14 protein-coding genes are annotated in these 20,063 nt (G+C 50.6%); 11 read left to right on the top strand and 3 right to left on the bottom strand.

Translation table 11 applies throughout. The annotated features are described in order from the left end of the window. Positions 1-25: 25 nt before the first annotated feature. Together ACYQ11_RS04170 and ACYQ11_RS04175 are read left to right on the top strand one after the other, a co-directional pair. Positions 26-1,789, top strand: a complete 1,764-nt coding sequence (locus ACYQ11_RS04170) for an FG-GAP repeat domain-containing protein (protein WP_459922486.1) — start codon at positions 26-28, stop codon at positions 1,787-1,789. 194 nt (positions 1,790-1,983) lie between these two features. Beyond that, positions 1,984-3,546 carry a sigma-54 interaction domain-containing protein gene (locus ACYQ11_RS04175; protein ID WP_459922487.1) on the top strand — a complete coding sequence of 521 codons (1,563 nt, stop codon included), beginning with the start codon at positions 1,984-1,986 and terminating at the stop codon, positions 3,544-3,546. A 2-nt stretch (positions 3,547-3,548) separates the two neighbouring features. Here ACYQ11_RS04175 and ACYQ11_RS04180 read toward each other — a convergent pair whose 3' ends face one another. Further along, positions 3,549-5,897 carry a PAS domain S-box protein gene (locus ACYQ11_RS04180; RefSeq protein WP_459922488.1) on the bottom strand — a complete coding sequence of 783 codons (2,349 nt, stop codon included), beginning with the start codon at positions 5,895-5,897 and terminating at the stop codon, positions 3,549-3,551. Between the two features lie 725 nt (positions 5,898-6,622). On the opposite strand from ACYQ11_RS04180, the gene ACYQ11_RS04185 reads away from it, so the two are divergent. Next, positions 6,623-6,829, top strand: coding sequence for a hypothetical protein (locus ACYQ11_RS04185; protein ID WP_459922489.1), 207 nt, complete (start codon positions 6,623-6,625; stop codon positions 6,827-6,829). Positions 6,830-7,172: 343 nt separating this feature from the next. On the opposite strand, the gene ACYQ11_RS04190 is transcribed toward ACYQ11_RS04185, so the two are convergent. Together ACYQ11_RS04190 and ACYQ11_RS04195 are read right to left on the bottom strand one after the other, a co-directional pair. Then, positions 7,173-8,216 carry a sigma-54 interaction domain-containing protein gene (locus tag ACYQ11_RS04190; protein ID WP_459922490.1) on the bottom strand — a complete coding sequence of 348 codons (1,044 nt, stop codon included), beginning with the start codon at positions 8,214-8,216 and terminating at the stop codon, positions 7,173-7,175. 73 nt (positions 8,217-8,289) lie between these two features. After that, a complete protein-coding gene (locus ACYQ11_RS04195; RefSeq protein ID WP_459922491.1) occupies positions 8,290-8,676 on the bottom strand; it encodes a response regulator in 387 nt (128 codons plus the stop codon). 587 nt (positions 8,677-9,263) lie between these two features. Between ACYQ11_RS04195 and ACYQ11_RS04200 the strand changes: the two genes are divergently transcribed. The 8 genes from ACYQ11_RS04200 to ACYQ11_RS04235 all read left to right on the top strand — a co-directional run bounded on the left by ACYQ11_RS04200 (position 9,264) and on the right by ACYQ11_RS04235 (position 20,048). Continuing rightward, complete coding sequence (locus ACYQ11_RS04200) at positions 9,264-10,802, top strand: XrtA system polysaccharide chain length determinant (RefSeq protein WP_459922492.1); 1,539 nt, start codon at positions 9,264-9,266, stop codon at positions 10,800-10,802. 4 nt (positions 10,803-10,806) lie between these two features. Further along, positions 10,807-11,661 (top strand): polysaccharide biosynthesis tyrosine autokinase, encoded by an 855-nt coding sequence (locus ACYQ11_RS04205; RefSeq protein WP_459922493.1) that lies wholly within the window; start codon positions 10,807-10,809, stop codon positions 11,659-11,661. A 133-nt stretch (positions 11,662-11,794) separates the two neighbouring features. Further along, positions 11,795-13,189 carry a TIGR03013 family XrtA/PEP-CTERM system glycosyltransferase gene (locus ACYQ11_RS04210; protein WP_459922494.1) on the top strand — a complete coding sequence of 465 codons (1,395 nt, stop codon included), beginning with the start codon at positions 11,795-11,797 and terminating at the stop codon, positions 13,187-13,189. 124 nt (positions 13,190-13,313) lie between these two features. After that, positions 13,314-13,946, top strand: a complete 633-nt coding sequence (locus ACYQ11_RS04215; protein WP_459922495.1) for a polysaccharide biosynthesis/export family protein — start codon at positions 13,314-13,316, stop codon at positions 13,944-13,946. A 106-nt stretch (positions 13,947-14,052) separates the two neighbouring features. Continuing rightward, a complete protein-coding gene (locus ACYQ11_RS04220) occupies positions 14,053-15,240 on the top strand; it encodes an outer membrane beta-barrel protein (RefSeq protein WP_459922496.1) in 1,188 nt (395 codons plus the stop codon). 402 nt (positions 15,241-15,642) lie between these two features. After that, on the top strand, positions 15,643-16,983 hold the full coding sequence (locus tag ACYQ11_RS04225) for a UDP-glucose dehydrogenase family protein (protein WP_459922497.1): 1,341 nt from the start codon (positions 15,643-15,645) through the stop codon (positions 16,981-16,983). Positions 16,984-17,216: 233 nt separating this feature from the next. Then, on the top strand, positions 17,217-18,764 hold the full coding sequence (locus ACYQ11_RS04230) for an ATP-binding protein (RefSeq protein WP_459922498.1): 1,548 nt from the start codon (positions 17,217-17,219) through the stop codon (positions 18,762-18,764). A 129-nt stretch (positions 18,765-18,893) separates the two neighbouring features. Continuing rightward, positions 18,894-20,048, top strand: coding sequence for an RNA-binding domain-containing protein (locus tag ACYQ11_RS04235; RefSeq protein WP_459922499.1), 1,155 nt, complete (start codon positions 18,894-18,896; stop codon positions 20,046-20,048). The last annotated feature ends 15 nt before the right edge of the window (positions 20,049-20,063 follow it).

The following is a 20,063-nucleotide window of genomic DNA, read 5'->3' on the forward strand; positions in this document are numbered from 1 at the left end:
ATCTCGGCGTAGGGAGGCATGAGGAATGGGTTGGTTTGTCTTATTCACGGTCAACGGTAAAGTGGAAAAACGCCTCCGCACAGGGTTGATGCTGCTGATCGCCGCAACCGTGTGGTTGTGGTCCCCCGCCTTGTGCTCGGCGGCGACGGTGTCTCTTTCCTGGGATCGGAACAGTGACGCGGACTATTACATCGTCTATTGGATTCGTTCCGACTCCGAGCCGGTCAGTCCCGCCGTAGACACGCTCAGCGCCTCGGATGCCGTCACGGAAACCGGTTACGTGACCGGCGATCTTGCGGCAGGACGTTATTACTTCGCCGTCAAGGCTTTCAACAGTTGTGGGAATTCCAGTGATTATTCGGACTGGGTGTTTGCCGATGTGGTTGCGGATGCCGGTCCTGTCGCGGGTGATGATCCGGAACCCGAGCCGGGTTCTCCTCCGGTCGCCGAAGAGCCTGAACCCGTGACGCCCCCTGCCGGCGATGAACCCGAACCGGAACCCGAACCTGAGACGCCTGTTGCGGACGAACCCGACGGCGAACCGTCGTCTTATGTGATCGTTACGGAAAGTCCCGGAGTAAAGAGCAGTGACGGATTTGTGCCTGCCGTCGAAAGCCCTCTGATTTCACAGGCGGGTGATGCCCCGACCATTCAGGTGCTGGATTCTTTTTTCGCTCATTTGTACTGGTTGAAAAGCGGATGGTCGGATTACAACGATCGAAACGGCGAGGCCCGTATTGCACGCGGGGACATCGACCAGGATGGACGTGATGAAATGATCGTTGGTTTCGGCCCTGTTCCCGGCATGTTGTCGACCCCGGGAGGGTATTTCCAGATTCTGGACGACGATTACTCCCATTTGGCATGGGGACGTGTCGAATGGGCCGATTACAATGAGGTCAACGGTGAAACCCTGCCCTCCTGCGGGGACATCGACGGGGACGGGAAAGACGAAATAATCATCGGTCTCGGTCCCCATGGCCGCGGGTATATCGAGATTTTTTCTTTTTCAGCACAGGCACCGGTCCATCATTCCTGGGTTTCGGTCCAGTGGCCCGATTACAATGACATGGACGGCAGCGTCCGGCCGGTGTGTGCCGATATCAACGCGGACGGGAGGGATGAGATTATCGCGGGCCTGGGTTCCGAAGGGGCCGATGCCGAGATTCCCGGCGGACGGTTCGAAATACTGGGGAGACAGAACGGAAGCTGGGCCCATCTGATGTGGGGAAACGTGGCCTGGCCGGAATACACGGAAATCAACGGTGAAACCTGGCCTGCCCCGGGGGATCTCGACGGCGACGGTGCCATGGAACTGGCTGTGGGGCTGGGCTTCGGCGGTGATGGGCGTCTGGCTATTTTTGAGTTCCAGGACAACGGGGCGGCCCTCAGTCACTGGGCGCGCATCGAATGGGCCGAATACAACGATTTGTCGGGGGAAACCCGTCCGGTCTGCGGGGATGTGGACCTTGACGGCAAAGACGACATCATCATCGGCTGGAACACCCTGGCGGGTGATTCGGAAAATGCCAATTATTTCAAAGTCCTGTCCTATAACCAGAGTAAGGGCTGGGTCACCAGCATGGACTCCAAATCCATCGGTGCGGATATCGACAGCGTTCCTGTCAAAGGGGCTGTTTCCCGCGATGAAACCATTACGGTGGGGATGGTGGGAACCCTCGAACCGGTCGCGGTGAATCCCCCGCGGGTATCGCCCGTTGCGACGCCCATTGCCGGGGCGGACGCCGGAGGGGGAGGCTGCTTTATCGAGCAGACTCAGGTGTGGTGATGCGGCGGGAGCCTTTCATGCGTCAGTGAGCATCCGGCAGGTGGACCGCCATGCCGTGCGAGTCACAATGCCGCGTCTCATCAAGGAAATAATCCTAAAATGTATTTTAAAATTGATTTGTTGGCTCATGACTGCTATCTTTCGGGAAAACTGGCCAAATATCATCACCTTGTTTTTCAACACCATCGAGCATTATGACGGACAATTCCTTCAGGCTTTTTAAATCATTTTCAGATGAACTTGATCCGGAAAAACTCCAGTTCAAGTTTCTGGAAGCCCTTCTGACCCTTCAGAATGTCGAGCGGGGGTCCATCTGGATCAAAACCGATGCAGGGTATCTGTGTGTCGAGGCGGTGGGGCCCCAGAGCGAAGACATCAAGGGGGTGACGCTCGAAATCGATCAGCCCAGCCTGGTGGGCTGGGTCATCGAAAACGGGAAAATGGCCATTGCGGACCCTGAAAAAGACGGGCGTCACTACAAGCAGATCGAAGAAAACCTGACCGTCAAAAGCCGACTGATTCTGACCTTCCCGCTGCTGCTCAAAGAGAACAAGGTCTACGGCGCCGTTCAGCTGATTGATACGACGCCTGAAAAATACCGGATCAATCTCGAAAAAGGGTATCTGGAATACCTTCAAAATCTCGTGGATACCGGGGCTGTGGCCCTTGGAAATGCCATCGCCTACACCCATCAGCGCAACGAAACCCAGCTGCTCAAGGAAACCCTCAAGGAAATCCGCAGCGAGGGGGGCATTGTGGGGCAGGAAAAGGCCTTTATCGATGCCATGGATCTGGTGAAAAGCTACGCCAATTCCGATTTTCCCGTGCTGATCACCGGTGAGAGCGGAACCGGGAAAGAACTGATGGCGGTTCGTCTGCATAAATTGAGCAGCCGGAGAGACAAACCGTTTCTGGTTCAGAACTGCAGCACCATACCTGCAACGCTTCTTGAAAGTGAACTGTTTGGTTACAAAAAAGGGGCTTTTTCCGGAGCCCTGAAAGACAAGGTCGGCTTGTTTGAAGCCGCAGACGGGGGAACGGTTTTTCTCGATGAAATCGGGGATATGCCTATCAATCTCCAGGCCAGCATCCTTCGGGTGATTCAGAACAGTGAGATCAAACCGCTTGGAACGGCCAACGTCAAAAAAGTGGATATCCGGATCGTATCGGCGACCAATATCGATATCGGAAAAGCCATTGAAAAAGAACAGTTCCGTGCGGATTTGTTCTATCGGCTTTCGGTGCTGCCGGTCCATCTCCCCCCCTTGCGTGAGAGGCGGGCCGATATTCCGCTTCTGCTCAATCATTTTATCAAGCTTGAATCTTTGAAGCTCGATGTTCAGAACAAAACCTTCAGTGATGAGGCCAAACGTGTTTTAATGGCCCATTCCTGGCCGGGTAATATTCGTGAGCTTGAAAACCTGGTTCGGTATCTTCTGGTCGCCACCAGCGAAACGGAAATCAAGGTGTCCCATCTTCCCAAGACTATCGTGGAGGGGACCCCACACCCATGTCCCCCGGCAGTCATCCCGGCGGCGGGAGGCCGTATCGCTTCTGAGACGGGGGCCATTAGCATGATTCAGCCCGAGTCGGAACCGTTCAAAGGATTGACCTGGGAAGACGTTGAACGACAATATGCACGCTACATCCTGCGAACCAACGGCTGGAACGTCACCCGTGCGTCCAAGGCGGCTGACGTGAACCGGTCGACCTTTGCCTCACGAATCAGAAAACTGGGGATCAAACGGGAATTCTGATCCTATACCGCGATGTTCTCCCTCAGCTTGGACGACAGGGTGGAAAGCGAGTAGGGCTTGAGGATGATCAGGCTCTGGTCGACGTTCAGGGCCCGTGATACCTCGTCGGCCGGATAACCCGTCGAAATCAGAATATTAAGGCTTGGCCTAATTTTTTTGATGGCATCGAACAGGGTTTCGCACTTCATGTCGGGCAGATCGAAGTCCAGAACGGCCAGATCGATTTTCTGATCGGCCGTGGTAATGATATCGAGCGCCTCCCGTCCTGATTTGGCTTCCAGGGTACTGTATCCAAGATATTCGAACATTTCCCGGTTGACGGCCAGAACCGCCGATTTGTCTTCGACAATCAACACCTTGTTCTGAATGGTCATGGTGGTCTGGGTACTGACGGCGGGCGTCTGGACCGGTTTGCTTTCATAGGTGGGGATCATGACGGTCACCCGTGTCCCCTGGCCGGGTTTGGAGGTGACGCCGATCCAGCCGCTGTGGTTCTTCACGATACCGTAAACCGCTGCCATGCCCAGGCCCCTTCCCGGAAAATTGGTGGTAAAAAAGGGTTCGAAAATTTTGTTGATGGTCGAGACCGGCATGCCTCGGCCGTTGTCTTCAATGGTCAGGCAGGCGTAACGGCCGGGGACCATCCCCGGATGCCGTGCGGCATATGCGCTGTCGACGTCCTGGGTATAGGTCTTGATCCGGATCAGCCCCGGCCCGTCGATGGATTCCATGGCATTGGATAAAATAGAGGAGATCGCCATTTTGATCTGGGTCAGATCCGCTTCGATCTTATGGGTATCGGAAAGTTCTTCGATCCGGATTTCGACCTGGGGATTGGCCGTGTAACCGGAATCCGGAAGGTTGTTTTTCAGAATGTCGCTCAAATGAGTCAGAACCGGCTGATATTTTCCGCCACGGGAATAGGCCAGAAGTTTTTTGGTCAGACTGGCCATCCGGAAGGCTGAATTCTTGATCTTCTGGGAATAGTTTTCGAGCATGTCCCTGTTGTCCATGCTCATCTGGAGAAGTTCGATGTTCCCCGTAATTTCGAAGAGGGCGTTGTTGAATTCGTGGGCAATGCCCCCGGCCAGTGTGGCGATGGACTCCATTTTTCGGGCCTGCTGAAATTTAATCCCGAATTCCCGTGTTTTGTCTTCGAGTTCCTTGTTCTTTGTGATATCCGGGAACACGGCAATCCCGGCGATGATGTCTCCCTCGTCGTTGCGGATGGGTGCCGCGTTGATCAAAAGCCATTTTTTCTTTCTTCCCGGGACCTGGAGAATCACCTCTTCGTTGATGATTTTTCCCTGCCTGACCGCCCGGACGATGGGCAGGCCGTCGTGGGTGTACGGGGTTCCGTCGGGGTACATGATCCGATTTTCACCGATGGTGCAAAGGGGGATGCGGGTGATCTCCTCGCGTGTCATCCCCAGGACGTGCTCCGCTTCGGCGTTGACAAGCGTCACGTATTCACCGGATGCGTCCGAAAGAATCACCCCCGCCGATGATTGATCCAGAGCCGCAAGAAACAGTGCCCGGGTTTCGGCCAGCTTTTTTTCCATCTTTTTTCGTTTGGTGATGTCCCTGGACACACCCAGGGTGGTGGTGATCTCGCCGTCTTCGTTTCTCAGGAAATGAAACGAGGTTTCAAGCCAAACGGTATTCCCGTCGCGGTGTCTGGCCTCGAGCTCCAGGGTATGAAGGGTTTTCTGACTTTTGCCGGAGGCTGAACCGTCTACGTCCTCGGGCATGGGCCGGGGAGGTTTGAACGTTGTGCCTGCCAACAGGCGCTGCCAGGGCTGCCGGAGAAGATCGTCGGCGCTGTATCCCAGGATTCGTTCAACCGCCGGGCTGATGTAGGTGAAGACGTTGTCTTTGTAGTCGATGATCCACAGAATATCCGTTACGTTTTCAGCGAGTATCCGAAATTTTTCTTCACTTTCCCTCAAGGCGGATTCGGATTGCTTCCGGACCTCCGTTTCATAAAGCAGCAGTTTGCTTTTGACATTGAGGTTCGTGAACAGTTTTTCGGTGCTGCTTCGGATCACGGAGGACATGGCCCGCATGATGGCAAGGGCAATGGCGTTGTTCGCCATGATGACCCGGGTGAAATCCGTTTGGCTGATCGACAGGGTTTCGACATGGTCATTGGCCTTGACGGTCGCGCTCCGGGGGAGGGAGTCGATCAGAGCCATTTCACCAAAAAAGCTGCCCGGTCCCTGTATGGCCACGAGGTTCATTTCTTTTTTATTGTAATTTTTCCAAATTTCAACCGTTCCCTTGATCAGGATATGAAACGCGTCCCCCGGCGAGCCTTCTTCAAATATGATGCTGCCCCGGGGGAACGTCATGCGTGTGCATACATCCAGTATCCGAAGGAGGTTTTCGTCGGATAATGATTTGAAATAAAAAACACTTTTTAAAACGTTTTTATCATTTTCCATGTGAAAGAAATCTTTTTGAGACAAGAAAGACGGCTTGGTAAAACGTCCGATTTTAAGCGTTGCGCCTCATTCATAGGGATTCGCGACACCTTGAACTCGAACTTTTTTCTTTGCCGTCATGTGATGACTTTTTACGAGTTCATCAAGAAAACTATGAAAAAAAAGTTGCAGAACAACAGACAATGCCATTAACTTAACGAGTGATTTTGCTGCTTCACCTGATGGGCACACTTTACGTTGCCTGTCCTGCCTGACTCGCCCGCAGGACGGACAAGCAACGTTGAATTCAATGACATGGGATACCTATATGCTTTAATCAAATCAGTGTCAATGTCTATTGGTACGTCCTTCAGGGCGATCGCTTGCAACGACGTTTACGGACGGAATCACGCGCATGAGGTGTCGAGACGTATTCGATGTTGACGTGGATCGATCCTTACCCAACCGCCTGACGGCGGGCGTTCATGTGGAATTCAATTCATAGTTCGTGTCAGGATTATGAAGGGAAGGTAATGAGAACTGTGTACCCGATACGATAACGTAATGTTCAGTCTTTTGATATTATGAAGAAAAATTTATGCGGCAAAATGGCATATCTTTTGCTTTTGTTCATCATTTTAAAGATGTTAACCATGGAGCGTACGACAATGCGTGAAGAATATAAAACAACGATATCCGCTGCGGCCCATGCGGGCCGTTCCTGGGTCAGCATCAGGACCAAGCTGATCGAGAACTCCGACAGCCGGGATGTGAACAACCATAAATCATTGAACGAAGGCACCTTTTGCAGACGTGAATCGATCGAATCCGGTAACGCGGCGTCTCCTGCGATTCGGTAAGGCTGATTTAATCAAGATCCGTGTTTTTTCGGCGGATGCTGATCAGTCCGGGGAAAGGTTTGTTATGGGTGACAGAGGTGCTTGCGTGAAACGAGAAAGTGTGGCGATCATGGATAGTGACAGACGATTGGGTCTGGAGAGGCGTTCGTACGAGTATTCAGGTCATTTCCCTGAACGACGCGACAGAGTGGAACGACGACGAGGAAACGACAGGCGCTCAATGGATAAGGGTCGGGAGCACGGTTTTGGACGGCGGACGACGGATTGACGGCTTCAAAAAACGTCCGATATCTTGTGCCCTCGTCACGGATTTGATTTCAAGCCGAACGGAACGTCCCGTCCTCTATACGGCAGAGGGCGGTTCGATATTCAGTTCGGTGATTTTTGAGAGCAGGGTTTTGTAGCTGACCTGAAGAATTTTTGCCGCCTTGCTTCGGTTCCAGTTGGTTTTTGTAAGAACGTAAATAATGGCGTCATGCTCGACTTTGTCCAGGGCCTTTTTCCTGATATCCTTCAGGCAGAACGATGAAAGGTCCGGCGAATCCTCGCCGTCAAAGTCGATGGGGCTGTTCACGATGGCCGGAATCTTTTGAATGGGATTGACGGACGACCGTGATTTTTCTTCCCCGAATTCCGAATCCCCCCGCCTCAGTTCATCGAGGACATCCTTCCCTGTACCGAGAATCACAATCCGCTTCAGGACGTTTTGAAGTTGTCTGACGTTCCCCGGCCAGTGATAGGCGATCAGTTCGTCAATGGTCTGCCGGTCCGGACGCTTGATGCGTTTGCTGCTGAATTGGGTGACGTATTCCTCGGTGTAATAATTGATCAATTCCAGAATATCCTCAGGGCGTTCCCGGAGGGGCGGGATATAGATCTTGATGATGTTCAGGCGGTAATACAGATCGGCCCTGAAGCTCTTGTCATTGATTTTTTCGGCAAGATCGTGATTGGTGGCGGCGATGACCCAGGTATCGGATTTCAATTCCTTTTCCGAGCCAAGGGGGGCGTACTCGCCGCTCTGAAGGACATGGAGGAGTTTGGCCTGAAGGGGCAGGGACATGTCGCCGATTTCATCCAGAAACAGCACTCCCTTGTGCGCGAGCTCGAACTTCCCCTTTTTTTTCTTGTCCGCACCGGTAAACGCCCCCTGTTCGTAGCCGTAAAGCTCACTTTCAAGGAGACCGTCGGGCAGGGCCGCGCAGTTGACTTTCACGAACGGTTTGCTGTTTCTCGGGGACTGCTGGTACAGCACCCGGGCGACCACCTCTTTACCTACGCCGGTTTCCCCTGTGATCACAACATTGAGGCCCGTGTCGGCAACATGGTCGATAAGTTCTCGGATTTTTTCAATTTCAGGACTGACGCCAATTAATCGGGTATGCATTTAACGTGTCTTCTTCACTGTCGATGATTGTGCAATCCGCACAATAATTGATGATGGCCCAAGGAGGCCTTGCTTATGCGATGGACCTTTTTTTGTTGATCAACGAGGCGATGTGGGCATCGAGGGTCTTGAGGTCAATGGGCTTTTCAAGAACCACATCGGCATGGGCCTCTGCCGCCAGAGATTCGGGATGCTCTCCAAATCCGGTGATGGCGATGATGGGAAGGTCGGGCCGCTTGTTTTTCAAAATGGAAATCACGCCGACGCCGCTGATATTGGGCATGACGATATCCGTGATTACCAGGTCGATGCCGTCGGGGTCGGCATTGAACAATTTGATTCCGTCCAGTCCGTTCGATGCCGAGACCAGATCGTAGTTTTTACTTTTAAGGAACTGATAAAGCATTTCAACAATGACTTCGCTGTCATCGATAATCAATAGTTTGAAGGTCCTGGTCATTGTGTCCTCTGAGTGTTTGATATCAGTTGGGAAAACAGGACGTTTTGATGAATGAATCCCAAAGAAACGCCGGTGACGCATACACCGTATCTCTTATAGCATAATACCCGCTTTAGCAAGGGTCTTTTTTTATGTGTTTTTTATGACGGGCCGTGTCGTCCGGTCTTTGGGAGTATCAACAATCCCGTCGTTCTTTTGTTCAGAAAGGATTTTGAAAAACGCTAAAGGTTATGTATAGTACTTGAGTCAGTGTTTCAGGTTCGAGAAAAACGTGGGAAGGTTCACGTTTTTAATAGGCTCACGGGTTAGCGGATTGTCATTCGTATCACGAGTGTGGTATGGATTACCCATTATGCCGACATGGGGTTCGGAGATCGCGATCGCCGCTGGGCGGGGGTTTCATTTTTTACCATCAATTTTTCATAAAATCAGTTTGTTATGTTTTTTTTAACCTTTTGGGATCTTTGGGTTTTATGTGGCACATTGTGTGCATCGATTTTAAACCCTTTTAATTGATTCCCCGGCCGCTCGTTTTTTTGGTGTGCGTTGGCCTTGGGGCGTCAGGATTTGAACGTGAGGGATGCACCGTGAATGAAAATCCCATAAAAATAAAACCCGAACAGATCATCGAAATTATATTGAAACGGCACTGGCTGCTGATCATTCCGTTTTGTATTTCCATGATCGTCGGTATTTTTTTGGTCATCACCCTGCCCAGGGTGTATGAGTCGAAAACCGTGATTCTGGTTCAGCCCCAGAAGGTTCCGTCCAATATTGTCCGTGACATTGTCGAATCGGACATCAATGCCCGGATCAGCACCCTGTCTCAGCGCATTCTCAGTCGAACCAATCTTGAAAACATTATCAAGGAGTTTGATCTCTATTCCGGCCCCGAATACGAAAAGATGTTTCTTGAAGAGAAGGTTAAAAGTCTTGAAAAGAGAATCGTGGTCAATGTCACCCGGGGCGGGGGGCGTAATGCCGATTCCTTCTCCATCACGTTCCGTGGCGAAGATCCGGAAAAGGTGATGCGCGTGACCAGCTCCCTGGCCAATTCGTTTATCGATGAAAACCTGAAAATCCGTGAATCCCAGGCTATCGGCACCAATACCTTTCTGGAAGACGAGCTGGAGTCTATGCGCCGACGGCTCATCGAAACCGAGCAGAATCTGAAGGATTATCGTGAAAAGAATATGGGTGGACTGCCGGAACAATTGGATAGTAACCTCAGGATTCTCGGCAGTTTGAATGATCAGTTGACCGCGGTTCAAGCCGAAATCAGGGACGCCAAGCTTCGGCTGACCTCGATCGAGGACACGGAACTTGAGGGCGGGGGACCCACGATCGGTGCCGACGGTTCCGGGTCACAGTCGCCGGCTAGTCTGAATCAGCTGCGCGAACAGCTGGAAACCTATCGAAGCAGGTATACGGATCGTCATCCCGATGTGGTACGACTGAAAAAGATGATAGGCGAACTCGAAGCCCAACTCCAGACGGTGGATGAAGGTAACGACATCGCTTCAGGAACAAGCTCGGGAGCCATGCCCCGGTTCAGCGTCGCGTATCTGAGGCAGAGGCGGGCCATCAATGCGGACCTCGATCGTCTGGAGGGGGAAAAACAAAACCTTCTCGCACAGATCGCCGTCTACAAAAAACGGGTCGAAGATACCCCCAAACGGGAGCAGGAGCTTCAATCCCTTCAGCGGGACTACAACAATATCAATCAGACGTACAACTCCCTGCTTGGGCGTCAATTGGAAGCCCAGATCGCCGTGAACATGGAAAAAAAGCAGAAAGGCGAGCAGTTTCGTGTGCTTGATCCTGCCCGTGTGGGGCAGACTCCGGTGAGCCCCAATATGAAAAAGCTGTTTGTGTTCGTGATGGCCGCCGGACTGGGTCTGGGTGGGGGGCTGGTCTTTCTTTTGGAATTTCTGGATACGTCGTTCAAAGAACCCGAAGAGATCGAGGCATTTATCGATCTGCCGGTTCTGGCCACCATTCCAACGGTACTGAATGAGGTCGAGACCCGCAGACAGAAAATGAGGCTGGTGGGAAGCGTGCTGGGGGTGTTGACGGCCGTCATGCTGTGCGCCGGTTTTTTGGGCTCAATCATCATAATGGGATAACGCTTTGGGTAAATTTTCAGATGCACTCGACAAATACTCCCGGCAGCAGGCAGGTCGTTCTGACGGCCCCGGCCAGGCGTCTTCGGTTTCAACCGACGGCAGCCCTGACGCCTCTCACGGGTTGAAAAAAGACGTGGCGGCCGCCGTCAAACGGAAAATCAAGAAAAAACTGGCGCCCAGTCTTGTGACGGCGTCCCAACCTCACAGCTATGAAGCCGAACAATTCCGGACGCTGAAAACCAACCTGCTTTTTTCAGGAGACCGGGGCATCCCCCGGACCATCATGGTGACCAGTGCCGTTCCGGATGAGGGTAAATCGTTTGTCGCGGCGAATTTGGCGGTGACCTTTGCCCAGAGCGTCGATGAACACGTACTCTTGATGGATTGCGACCTCAGGCTTCCCACCGTTCACCGGGTGTTTGGGATCAGTGACTCGGACCCGGGGCTCAGTGATGTTCTTGCCGGTCGCATCGACATTCCCGACGCGCTTCATAAAACCGCTGTGGAAAAGCTCACCGTACTTCCGGGGGGTTCGGTTCCCCCCAATCCCACCGAGCTGCTTTCATCCCGCCGCATGAAGAATCTTTTGATGGAAGTGGAAGCACGATACAATGATCGCTATGTCATTATCGATTCGCCGCCTCCGTTGCTGACGGCCGAAACCATGGCCATCGCCCGCCAGGTCGACGGGATTCTGATCGTGATCAAGCATGAAAGCACCCGTCGTAAGGACGTCAAGGAGATGATCGAATTGCTCGACAGGGATAAAATTATCGGTGTGATTGTCAACCGGTACGATGTTCGGCTTGCAAAGTATTATGGATATGGTAAGTACCAATCCTACTACGGAAAAAAGTAGACGGGTTTATCTTAGCCCCGTTGGATGGGCAAAGCGCAGCGTGCCCATCATGTGGGAATTTAACTCAATGACATTGTATATCGACCCAAAATGACGATCTCATAAAGCAGATCGATGCTAAGGGCAGATTCTCATGCTCCGTTTTTTCAGACATCTTTATACCATTCGAAATGTGTTTTTCATCCTGGGTGAAGCGTCATTTATTTATGTGGCGGTTCTCGTTTCCTCATGGATATTGATGGGACCTTCCGTGGATGTTCTGGATAAATGGCTGAATCTCAGGGCCCTTGTCATTTCGTTTGTCTGTATTGTCTGTCTTTACTATAACAGCGTGTATGATATTTCCGTGACCCGGAAATATTCCGAACTGACCATTCGCCTGATGCAGGCCTTTGGTGCGGCCCTGATCATACTGGCAGGGATTTACGCCCTGTTTCAAGATGTCATGATCTGTCGTGGTTTTTTTCTGATTTATCTGCCCATTGTGATGGGCCTGATCGCCCTGTGGCGATTTTTGTACATGACGGTACTCCATCGGGGCATCCTCAACCAGCGGATTCTACTGCTGGGCTCCAGCGATATCAGCCAGGGGATCGTATCGACCATTTTGGAGCAGATCGATTGCGGGTACACCCTTGTGGCGGTGGCCGAAGAAAAGCACAGGAATAAAACCATTCAGGGCCTGACCTCCCGGATTCTTCGACTTGAGGGCTATGACAATCTGTATCAGAAGGCCCGGGCAGCCGGTATCGACAAAATTGTGGTGGCGATCAAAGAACGCCGTGGGGCCTTTCCCCTGGACGAGCTGCTGACCTGTCGCGTGGAAGGGCTTGAAATCGTCGAAGGCAACAGTTTCTATGAAATGCTCACCGGCAAGCTGATTGTATCCGATACCAATCCCACCTGGTTTATTTTTTCCGAAGGGTTTCGGAAAACCTGGATTCAGACCTTTATCAAACGGGTGGAGGACATCGTTGCTTCCATGATCCTGATCGCCGTTTTTCTGCCTGTGGTCCTTGCCACAGCCGTTCTGATCAAACTGGAATCCACCGGCCCCGTCCTTTTTTCCCAGGAACGACTGGGAAAACGCAAAAAACCCTATCGGATTTACAAGTTTCGATCCATGCGTCAGGATGCCGAAAAGGAAAGCGGTCCGGTCTGGGCCAAGGCCAATGACGATCGGGTCACCCGGGTTGGAAAATTCATTCGCAAATGGCGGGTCGATGAGATTCCCCAGCTGTGGAATGTCCTCAAGGGGGATATGAGCCTGGTGGGCCCCCGGCCTGAGCGCGACCATTTCATCAAACAGCTCAGCGAACAGATTCCCTATTACTCGGAACGCTTTTGTGTGAAACCCGGATTGACCGGCTGGGCCCAGGTCTGCTACGGCTATGGCGATTCCATCGAAGACGCCGTCGAAAAACTGAATTACGATTTGTTTTATATCAAAAACCTGTCGATTTTCATGGATATTGTCATTATATTCAGAACTGTGAAAACCGTCATATTCGGAGTTGGGGCCCGGTAACGGCGTTTGGGTTCAATCTCTGCGAATATCGCGGAAGTTTTTGATTTAACATGCTGAAAAAACATCGTTTCGTGTTGATTTGAATGTGTAATCGACCGGGCGGAGCTATATTTAGGGAGGGCACATGATACATAAAAATAGAGACTGCAGCGTCATGAATGTCATTACGGTCTTTATTCTGGGCTTTTTTATTCTGTCAGCGTCTGTCCCCTGCACGGCGGCGGATCCGCAAGATGATCCGGACGTCAGCGAGATTCTTGATGCAAAAAACAGCTACCGCATTGGAATCGGAGATATCCTTGAAATCATTACCTGGAAAGAACCCGATTTTTCCCGTGAAAATATTCTGGTCAGGATGGATGGGAAAATCACTTTCCCCCTGATCGATGACATCCGCGCGGCCGGTCAGACGCCCCATCAGTTGAAACAAAGCATCACAACACTTCTCAAACAGTACCTTGAGGCTCCCCATGTTACCGTTGTGGTTCGGGAGCCCGCCAGTCAACGTTTTTATATTCTCGGTGAAGTCGCCCGTACGGGCGAATATCCGCTGCTCAAGGAACTGACCATTCTCCAGGCCTTTGCCATGGCCGGCGGATTTACCGAATGGGCCACGAAAAAAGAAATCATTCTGATTCGAAAAAAACGGCAGGGAGGCAATGATATCGTCACAATCGATTACAAGAAGCTGGTTCAGGGCAAGGGGTTGGAACAGAACGTGGTTCTGAGAGCCGACGATACGATCATTGTTCCGTAACGACGAGGTGAGAATGGCTGTCAAACAATTGGTATGTGCATGGTGTTTATGTTTTTTTTTCTCGGCGGCCACAGCTCGGGCCTACGTTTTGTCCTATGATGCCCATGTGACGGTCAGCGAAGAATATAACGACAACATTTACCTCGATGCCGACGGAGAAGTTGACGATTTTATCACCGTGGTTTCCCCCGGTTTCATGACGGAGCTTCGATGGCAGAGAAGCGGAATAAGGGGCTCGTATGATCTTGGGTACAGCATGTATGAAAACCGTTCGGAGAATGACGGTTTCAGGCATCGGGCCGACGTGGCCACCTGGTGGGACGTTTCACAGAACACCCGATTTAGCCTGGGGGACACCTTTGTCATGTCCGAGGACCAGAGCTATCTCGAGTTGACGGACGTGGGGCAGACCCGTCGCAATACCTCGTATGCCAATTCGGCTCATCTGGATATGGATCACCGGTTCGGTGAACGCCGCAGCCTTGCCCTGGGTTACGCCTATGAAACCCTGGAGAACGATGATGAAACCCTCGAAGACAACCAGAGTCATCATGCAAACGGTACCTTGAACTATTTTTTTTCTCCCTGGCTTGGTATGGAATCCGGCATTGATTATACCCGGGGTCTTTACGATGTGACCCAGGATTTTGATGAATGGTCAGGTCATATCCGGCTGATTCGGGTTTATTCCCGCCACCTTGAATTCAATGCGGCATACACCCATACCCTCATGGCCTGGGAAGGCGACGGTGCCGAGCGTGATTACCAAATCTATCATCCCTCGGTGGGCATAAGCGCCACCTTCGACAACCAGACATCTCTTTCGGTCAATGCCGGATATTTCGTTCAGGATATCGAGCAGGCAGACAACGAGAAGGGCCTGGCCATCGATGGGAATATCGGTAAGTCCTGGACGTTCAGACGCGGTCTGGTTCAGGTGAACGGATCGAGCGGCTATGAAGAATCGCAGCTCAATACGGAAAACCTGGGGTTTACCGTTTACTACGGAGCGGATGCCCGGGGCGAATATTCGTTTACCCGCAATCTGGCCTCGACGCTTGACCTCGGCTATCGGAACAACGATTATGTGAACACAAGTCCTGAACGGACGGATCGAATACTGACGGGGGCTCTGGGCCTTTCCTGGCAGATGATGCGCCGGTTGAGTTCTCGCCTGGAATACCGTTACCGGAACCTTGATTCCGATATCGACATCAATGATTACACGGAAAACCGGATCATGCTGTCTCTGACCTTGACCGCCTTCGATCGGTCGAGCTCGGCGTCTCCCTGAAATACCCTGATGGGCACGCTGCGCTTTGCCCATCCTACAGCTTGAATAATCATCCTTCCTGCCGAAGCGACCGCCTGTCGTAGGGTGGGCTGTGCCCACCAAATGCCCGTTATCATGATTAAAACACTTCATCGTCGGCAGAATAAACATTCGGTTCGGAACCTATTCCGTTTAAATCACCTCACGGGCGAAATCTCAAAGGATGGTCAAAGCGAAGCGATTGTTCAATACCATGAAGAATTATCTTGGTTAATAGTCCATGAGTTCTTATCCCCGGCCGCCGTCTCCCGGCCGGGGATAAAAAAAAACTCCGTGCTCTCCGTGCCTCCGTGGTGAAAACAATAATATGATTAAGAAACTATAACATTGACATATAATTTTACACATGAATGAAGGATTGTTATGCACATTACCGTCGTAGGAACAGGATATGTTGGCCTGGTGACCGGCGCGTGCTTTTCCGAAATGGGGAATCACGTGACCTGTGTGGATGTGGACCGCAAAAAACTTGAGAATCTGAAAAACGGTATCCTACCGATTTACGAACCGGGGCTTGAGCCCATTGTTCTGAAGAATTACGAACAGGGGCTTCTGACGTTTACCGATTCGCTCAAAGAGGCCATGGAAACCTCAAGCATTTACTTTATCGCCGTGGGCACCCCGCCCGGCGAGGATGGCTCTGCAGACCTTCAGTATGTTCTGGGCGTGGCTCGCGAAATCGGACGAAATTTAGACAAATACGCTGTCATCGTCGATAAATCCACCGTCCCTGTGGGAACCGCCGACAAGGTCAAGGCCGCGGTGCGCGAGGAGCTTGACAAGCGAAAGGTGTCGATCGATTTCGATGTGGTCAGCAACCCGGAGTTCCTCAAGGAAGGGGCAGCCGTCAATGACTTCATGAGCCCGGATCGAATCGTCGTGGGTGTTGAATCGGAAAAAGCGGGGGATATCATGAAAAAGTTGTACGCCCCGTTTTCGAGAAACCATGATAAACTGATCCTCATGGGCGTCAAAGACGCGGAAATGACCAAGTATGCCGCCAATTCCATGCTGGCCACCAAAATTTCCTTTATGAACGAAATCGCCAATCTGTGTGAACGCCTGGGTGTGGATGTGGAGATGGTGCGCAAAGGTATTGGTTCGGACCAAAGGATCGGGTATTCATTCATCTATCCGGGCTGTGGCTACGGAGGTTCGTGTTTCCCCAAGGATGTCAAGGCCCTGATCCGGACCAGCCGAAGCATCGGGTTCGAGCCCACCTTGCTTCAGGCCGTCGAAGACCGCAACAACACTCAGAAAAACAGACTGTTCGAAAAAATTATCGATAAGTTCGGCAAAGACCTGACCGGTCGTTGTTTCGGTGTCTGGGGTCTTGCTTTCAAACCCGGGACCGATGACATGCGTGAAGCCTCCTCCGTGGTTTTGATTCATCAACTGATCGGTGCAGGCGCTACGGTGAAGGCCTACGATCCCGTCGCCATGGCCGAGGCCGCCCATCGTGATCTGAAAGACGAAGTCGATAGCGGCAAGGTTGTTCTGACGGATCATCAGTACGATGCCGTTAAAGACGTCGATGCCATGGTTCTGGTTACCGAATGGAAGCCGTTCCGCCAGCCCGATTTCACGGCCATGAAAAAAATGATGAAAAACCCGGTCATCTTTGACGGCAGAAACCAGTACGACCCGGCACACATGGCCGAACTGGGCTTTGAATACGACGGCATCGGCAGACGATCCCTGTAATAAGGGTCGCAGAACCCTAATACAATGCGTGGGATATTTACCGCCCGCCGCCAAAGCGACCGCCTGTCGTAGGGTGGGCTTTCGCCCACCAAATGCCAAAATCCCTTATTTTACGTGAGAGCTCCCGTGGAATGATCTGCAATCAATCATCAGCCATGAGCCTTTATCCCCGTCCGCCGTCTCCCGGCCGGGGATAAAAAAACAACTCCGTGCCTCCGTGATGAATCACAGCTATGAAACAACTCCCCATCGGCATATCGACATTCGAACAAATCCGTAGCAAAGATTGCTATTATGTCGATAAGACCCCGTTCATCAAACAGTTGCACGATCAGGGGAAATATTATTTTCTGTCACGACCTCGGCGATTCGGCAAGAGCCTTTTCATCGATACACTGAAAGAAGCGTTTGCCGGAAACAAAGCCCTTTTCAAGGGTCTTTACCTTGAAAATCATTGGAACTGGGACGAGACTCATACCGTTGTTCTGATCAGTTTTGGCGGCGGTGTCATCAAGGATCTTGAGGATCTTGAAATCAAACTGAATTATATCCTTGAAAACAATGCTGAAAAATACTCGATTCATCTTAAATACAGTACGATAAGAGAAAAATTCAGCGAATTGATCCAGAAACTTTATGAAAAATCCAAGCGGAAAGTCGTTATTCTGGTCGATGAATACGATAAACCCATCCTCGATAATATTTTAGACACAGCCAACGCATCAAAACTTCGTGAGGGCTTAAAAAATATTTATTCGGTCATCAAAGACAGCGATGCCTACGTTGAATTCGCATTTTTGGCCGGCGTCAGCAAGTTTGCAAAGGTCAGCCTTTTTTCAGGATTGAATAATCTTGAGGATTTAACACTTAACCCTGATTTTTCTTCGATGTGTGGCTATTCCCAGAACGAACTTGAGACGATTTTTATCGACAGGTTGGACGGGATAGATCTGAACGAACTGAAAAAATGGTACAACGGGTATAATTTTCTTGGTGATCCGGTCTATAACCCTTTCGATGTGCTTTTGTTTTTCAGAGAGAAAAAGTATAAAAATTATTGGTTTGAAACAGCAACGCCCGGTTTTCTGATTGAACTTCTTTATGGCAAAAAATATTTCATTCCCACACTGAATTCCATGGAAGTCAGCGAAGAAATTTTGGGGAGTTTTGATGTTGACCATATTTATGTCGAAACGCTGATGTTCCAAACCGGTTATCTGACAATAAAGAAAGAAAGTCGTCTTGGCAATATCCTGAGATATCAGCTTGTTTTCCCGAACCTTGAAGTCAGATCCAGCTTCAACAATTATATCCTTAATTATTTTGTTTCGGATGTTGTTTTTAAGAACAACAATCAGTCCCACTTGTATGAACGGTTGCTCGCAAATGATGTGGCCGCATTGGAACAGATCTTCCATGCCTTCTACGCATCTATCCCTAACGACTGGTACAGAAAAAACACAATAGCCAATTACGAAGGCTATTACGCGTCGATATTCTACTGCTATTTTGCCGCCCTTGGCCTGGACGTCACCCCGGAAGATACCACCAATCACGGACGAATCGATCTGACCCTGGCTTTTGAAGGGCGTGTTTATATTTTTGAATTCAAAGTCATTGAACTGGACACAGGCACCACCAGCGCCCTCGACCAGATCAGATCGAAACGGTATTACGAAAAATACACAGGCGATTTTACTGACATCTACCTGATTGGCGTCGAATTTTCCCGCGACACCCGCAACATCGAACGTTTCGACTGGGAAAAACTCAGTTGCTGAAACACATAAAAACACCCGTTTCACCGTTTCGATCCTGGTTTGCCCATGCGTTTTATCCCCGGCTGCCGTCTCATCGCCGGGGATAAAAAACCAACTCCGTGTCCTTTGTGCCTCCGTGGTGAATAAAATATGCAATTGAGCAAAGACACTATTTTCAATTTGATCTCTCAAGGCGAAAATTCCTCGATAGAGTTCAAACGCTTCGACACTCGCGCAGAAAAAATTGCGAGGGAGATTGTTGCGTTTGCCAATACACACGGCGGAACGCTTCTTTTAGGCGTTGATGATGACGGCAACATCGACGGGGTGAAAGATGATAAAAATTATGAAGAATGGCTTGTCAATATTGGAAGAAATTCAGTCATACCGTCTATCTCTCTTCATATTCAGAACATTGTTGTAGACGATAAAACTGTTTTTGCGGTTCAAGTCCCCAAGGGGAAGGATAAGCCGTATCAAGCCACGGACGGTCGTTATTACATTCGGGTTGGTTCAACGAATCGAACGACGACACAGGCGGAATTGTTGCGACTGTTTCAGGCATCCGGAGTGTTTCATTATGATCTGACACCCGTTTCAGGAACAAACGTCAATGATCTGAATTTTGCAAAACTTGATTCATATTTCCAGCGATATCAATTTGAATTTTCCAGAGAAACTGAGTCTCAAAAGATAAACATTCTCGAAAACACGGATATTCTGTCGGTGAATGGTGAAGTCACACTTGGCGGTCTTCTTGTTTTCGGTGTCAATCCATCAAGGTATCTGTACCAGAACGGAATATCCTTTGCCTGTTTTAGCGGCAATACCATTAATGAACTGCTGATTGATAAAAAGAATATCGATGGTGATCTTTGCCGGCAGGTTGATCTTTGTGTTTCGATCATAAAAAGTCTGATACCGACACCGTCACGGATTGATAACACGAAACGGGTTGATACGATACAAACTTATCCGGACAAGGTTTTTCGAGAATTGATAACAAACGCCATGGTTCATCGGAACTATGCGATTTCAGGTTCAAAGACCCGGGTATTTTTATTCAAGAACAGACTGGAGGTCATCAGCCCCGGTCGTTTACCAAACACGGTAACCATTGAGAAGCTGCCTTACGGGGTTTCATTTGCGACCAACCCCGTTCTTGTGAAATTCATGGAAAATCTGAGGTATATTGATCAATTGGGTCGCGGCTTGCCCATGGTCTACCAGGAAGCCGGTCTCCTTGGCAAAAAGGTTGTGTTTGAAGAAATCGGTGAAGAATTCAAGGTCACTCTTGAGCTTTAACTGATCCAACTCTGT

The sequence above is a fragment of the Desulfatiferula olefinivorans genome (assembly GCF_054657895.1).

Excerpts from the sequence above, each read along its gene's own strand:
- ACYQ11_RS04190 (WP_459922490.1), bottom strand. The coding sequence starts at position 8,216 with ATGCATACCCGATTAATTGGCGTCAGTCCTGAAATTGAAAAAATCCGA.
- ACYQ11_RS04215 (WP_459922495.1), top strand. The coding sequence starts at position 13,314 with ATGATACATAAAAATAGAGACTGCAGCGTCATGAATGTCATTACGGTC.
- ACYQ11_RS04170 (WP_459922486.1), top strand. The coding sequence starts at position 26 with ATGGGTTGGTTTGTCTTATTCACGGTCAACGGTAAAGTGGAAAAACGC.
- ACYQ11_RS04225 (WP_459922497.1), top strand. The coding sequence starts at position 15,643 with ATGCACATTACCGTCGTAGGAACAGGATATGTTGGCCTGGTGACCGGC.
- ACYQ11_RS04210 (WP_459922494.1), top strand. The coding sequence starts at position 11,795 with ATGCTCCGTTTTTTCAGACATCTTTATACCATTCGAAATGTGTTTTTC.
- ACYQ11_RS04195 (WP_459922491.1), bottom strand. The coding sequence starts at position 8,676 with ATGACCAGGACCTTCAAACTATTGATTATCGATGACAGCGAAGTCATT.
- ACYQ11_RS04230 (WP_459922498.1), top strand. The coding sequence starts at position 17,217 with ATGAAACAACTCCCCATCGGCATATCGACATTCGAACAAATCCGTAGC.
- ACYQ11_RS04175 (WP_459922487.1), top strand. The coding sequence starts at position 1,984 with ATGACGGACAATTCCTTCAGGCTTTTTAAATCATTTTCAGATGAACTT.
- ACYQ11_RS04180 (WP_459922488.1), bottom strand. The coding sequence starts at position 5,897 with ATGACGTTCCCCCGGGGCAGCATCATATTTGAAGAAGGCTCGCCGGGG.
- ACYQ11_RS04185 (WP_459922489.1), top strand. The coding sequence starts at position 6,623 with ATGGAGCGTACGACAATGCGTGAAGAATATAAAACAACGATATCCGCT.
- ACYQ11_RS04235 (WP_459922499.1), top strand. The coding sequence starts at position 18,894 with ATGCAATTGAGCAAAGACACTATTTTCAATTTGATCTCTCAAGGCGAA.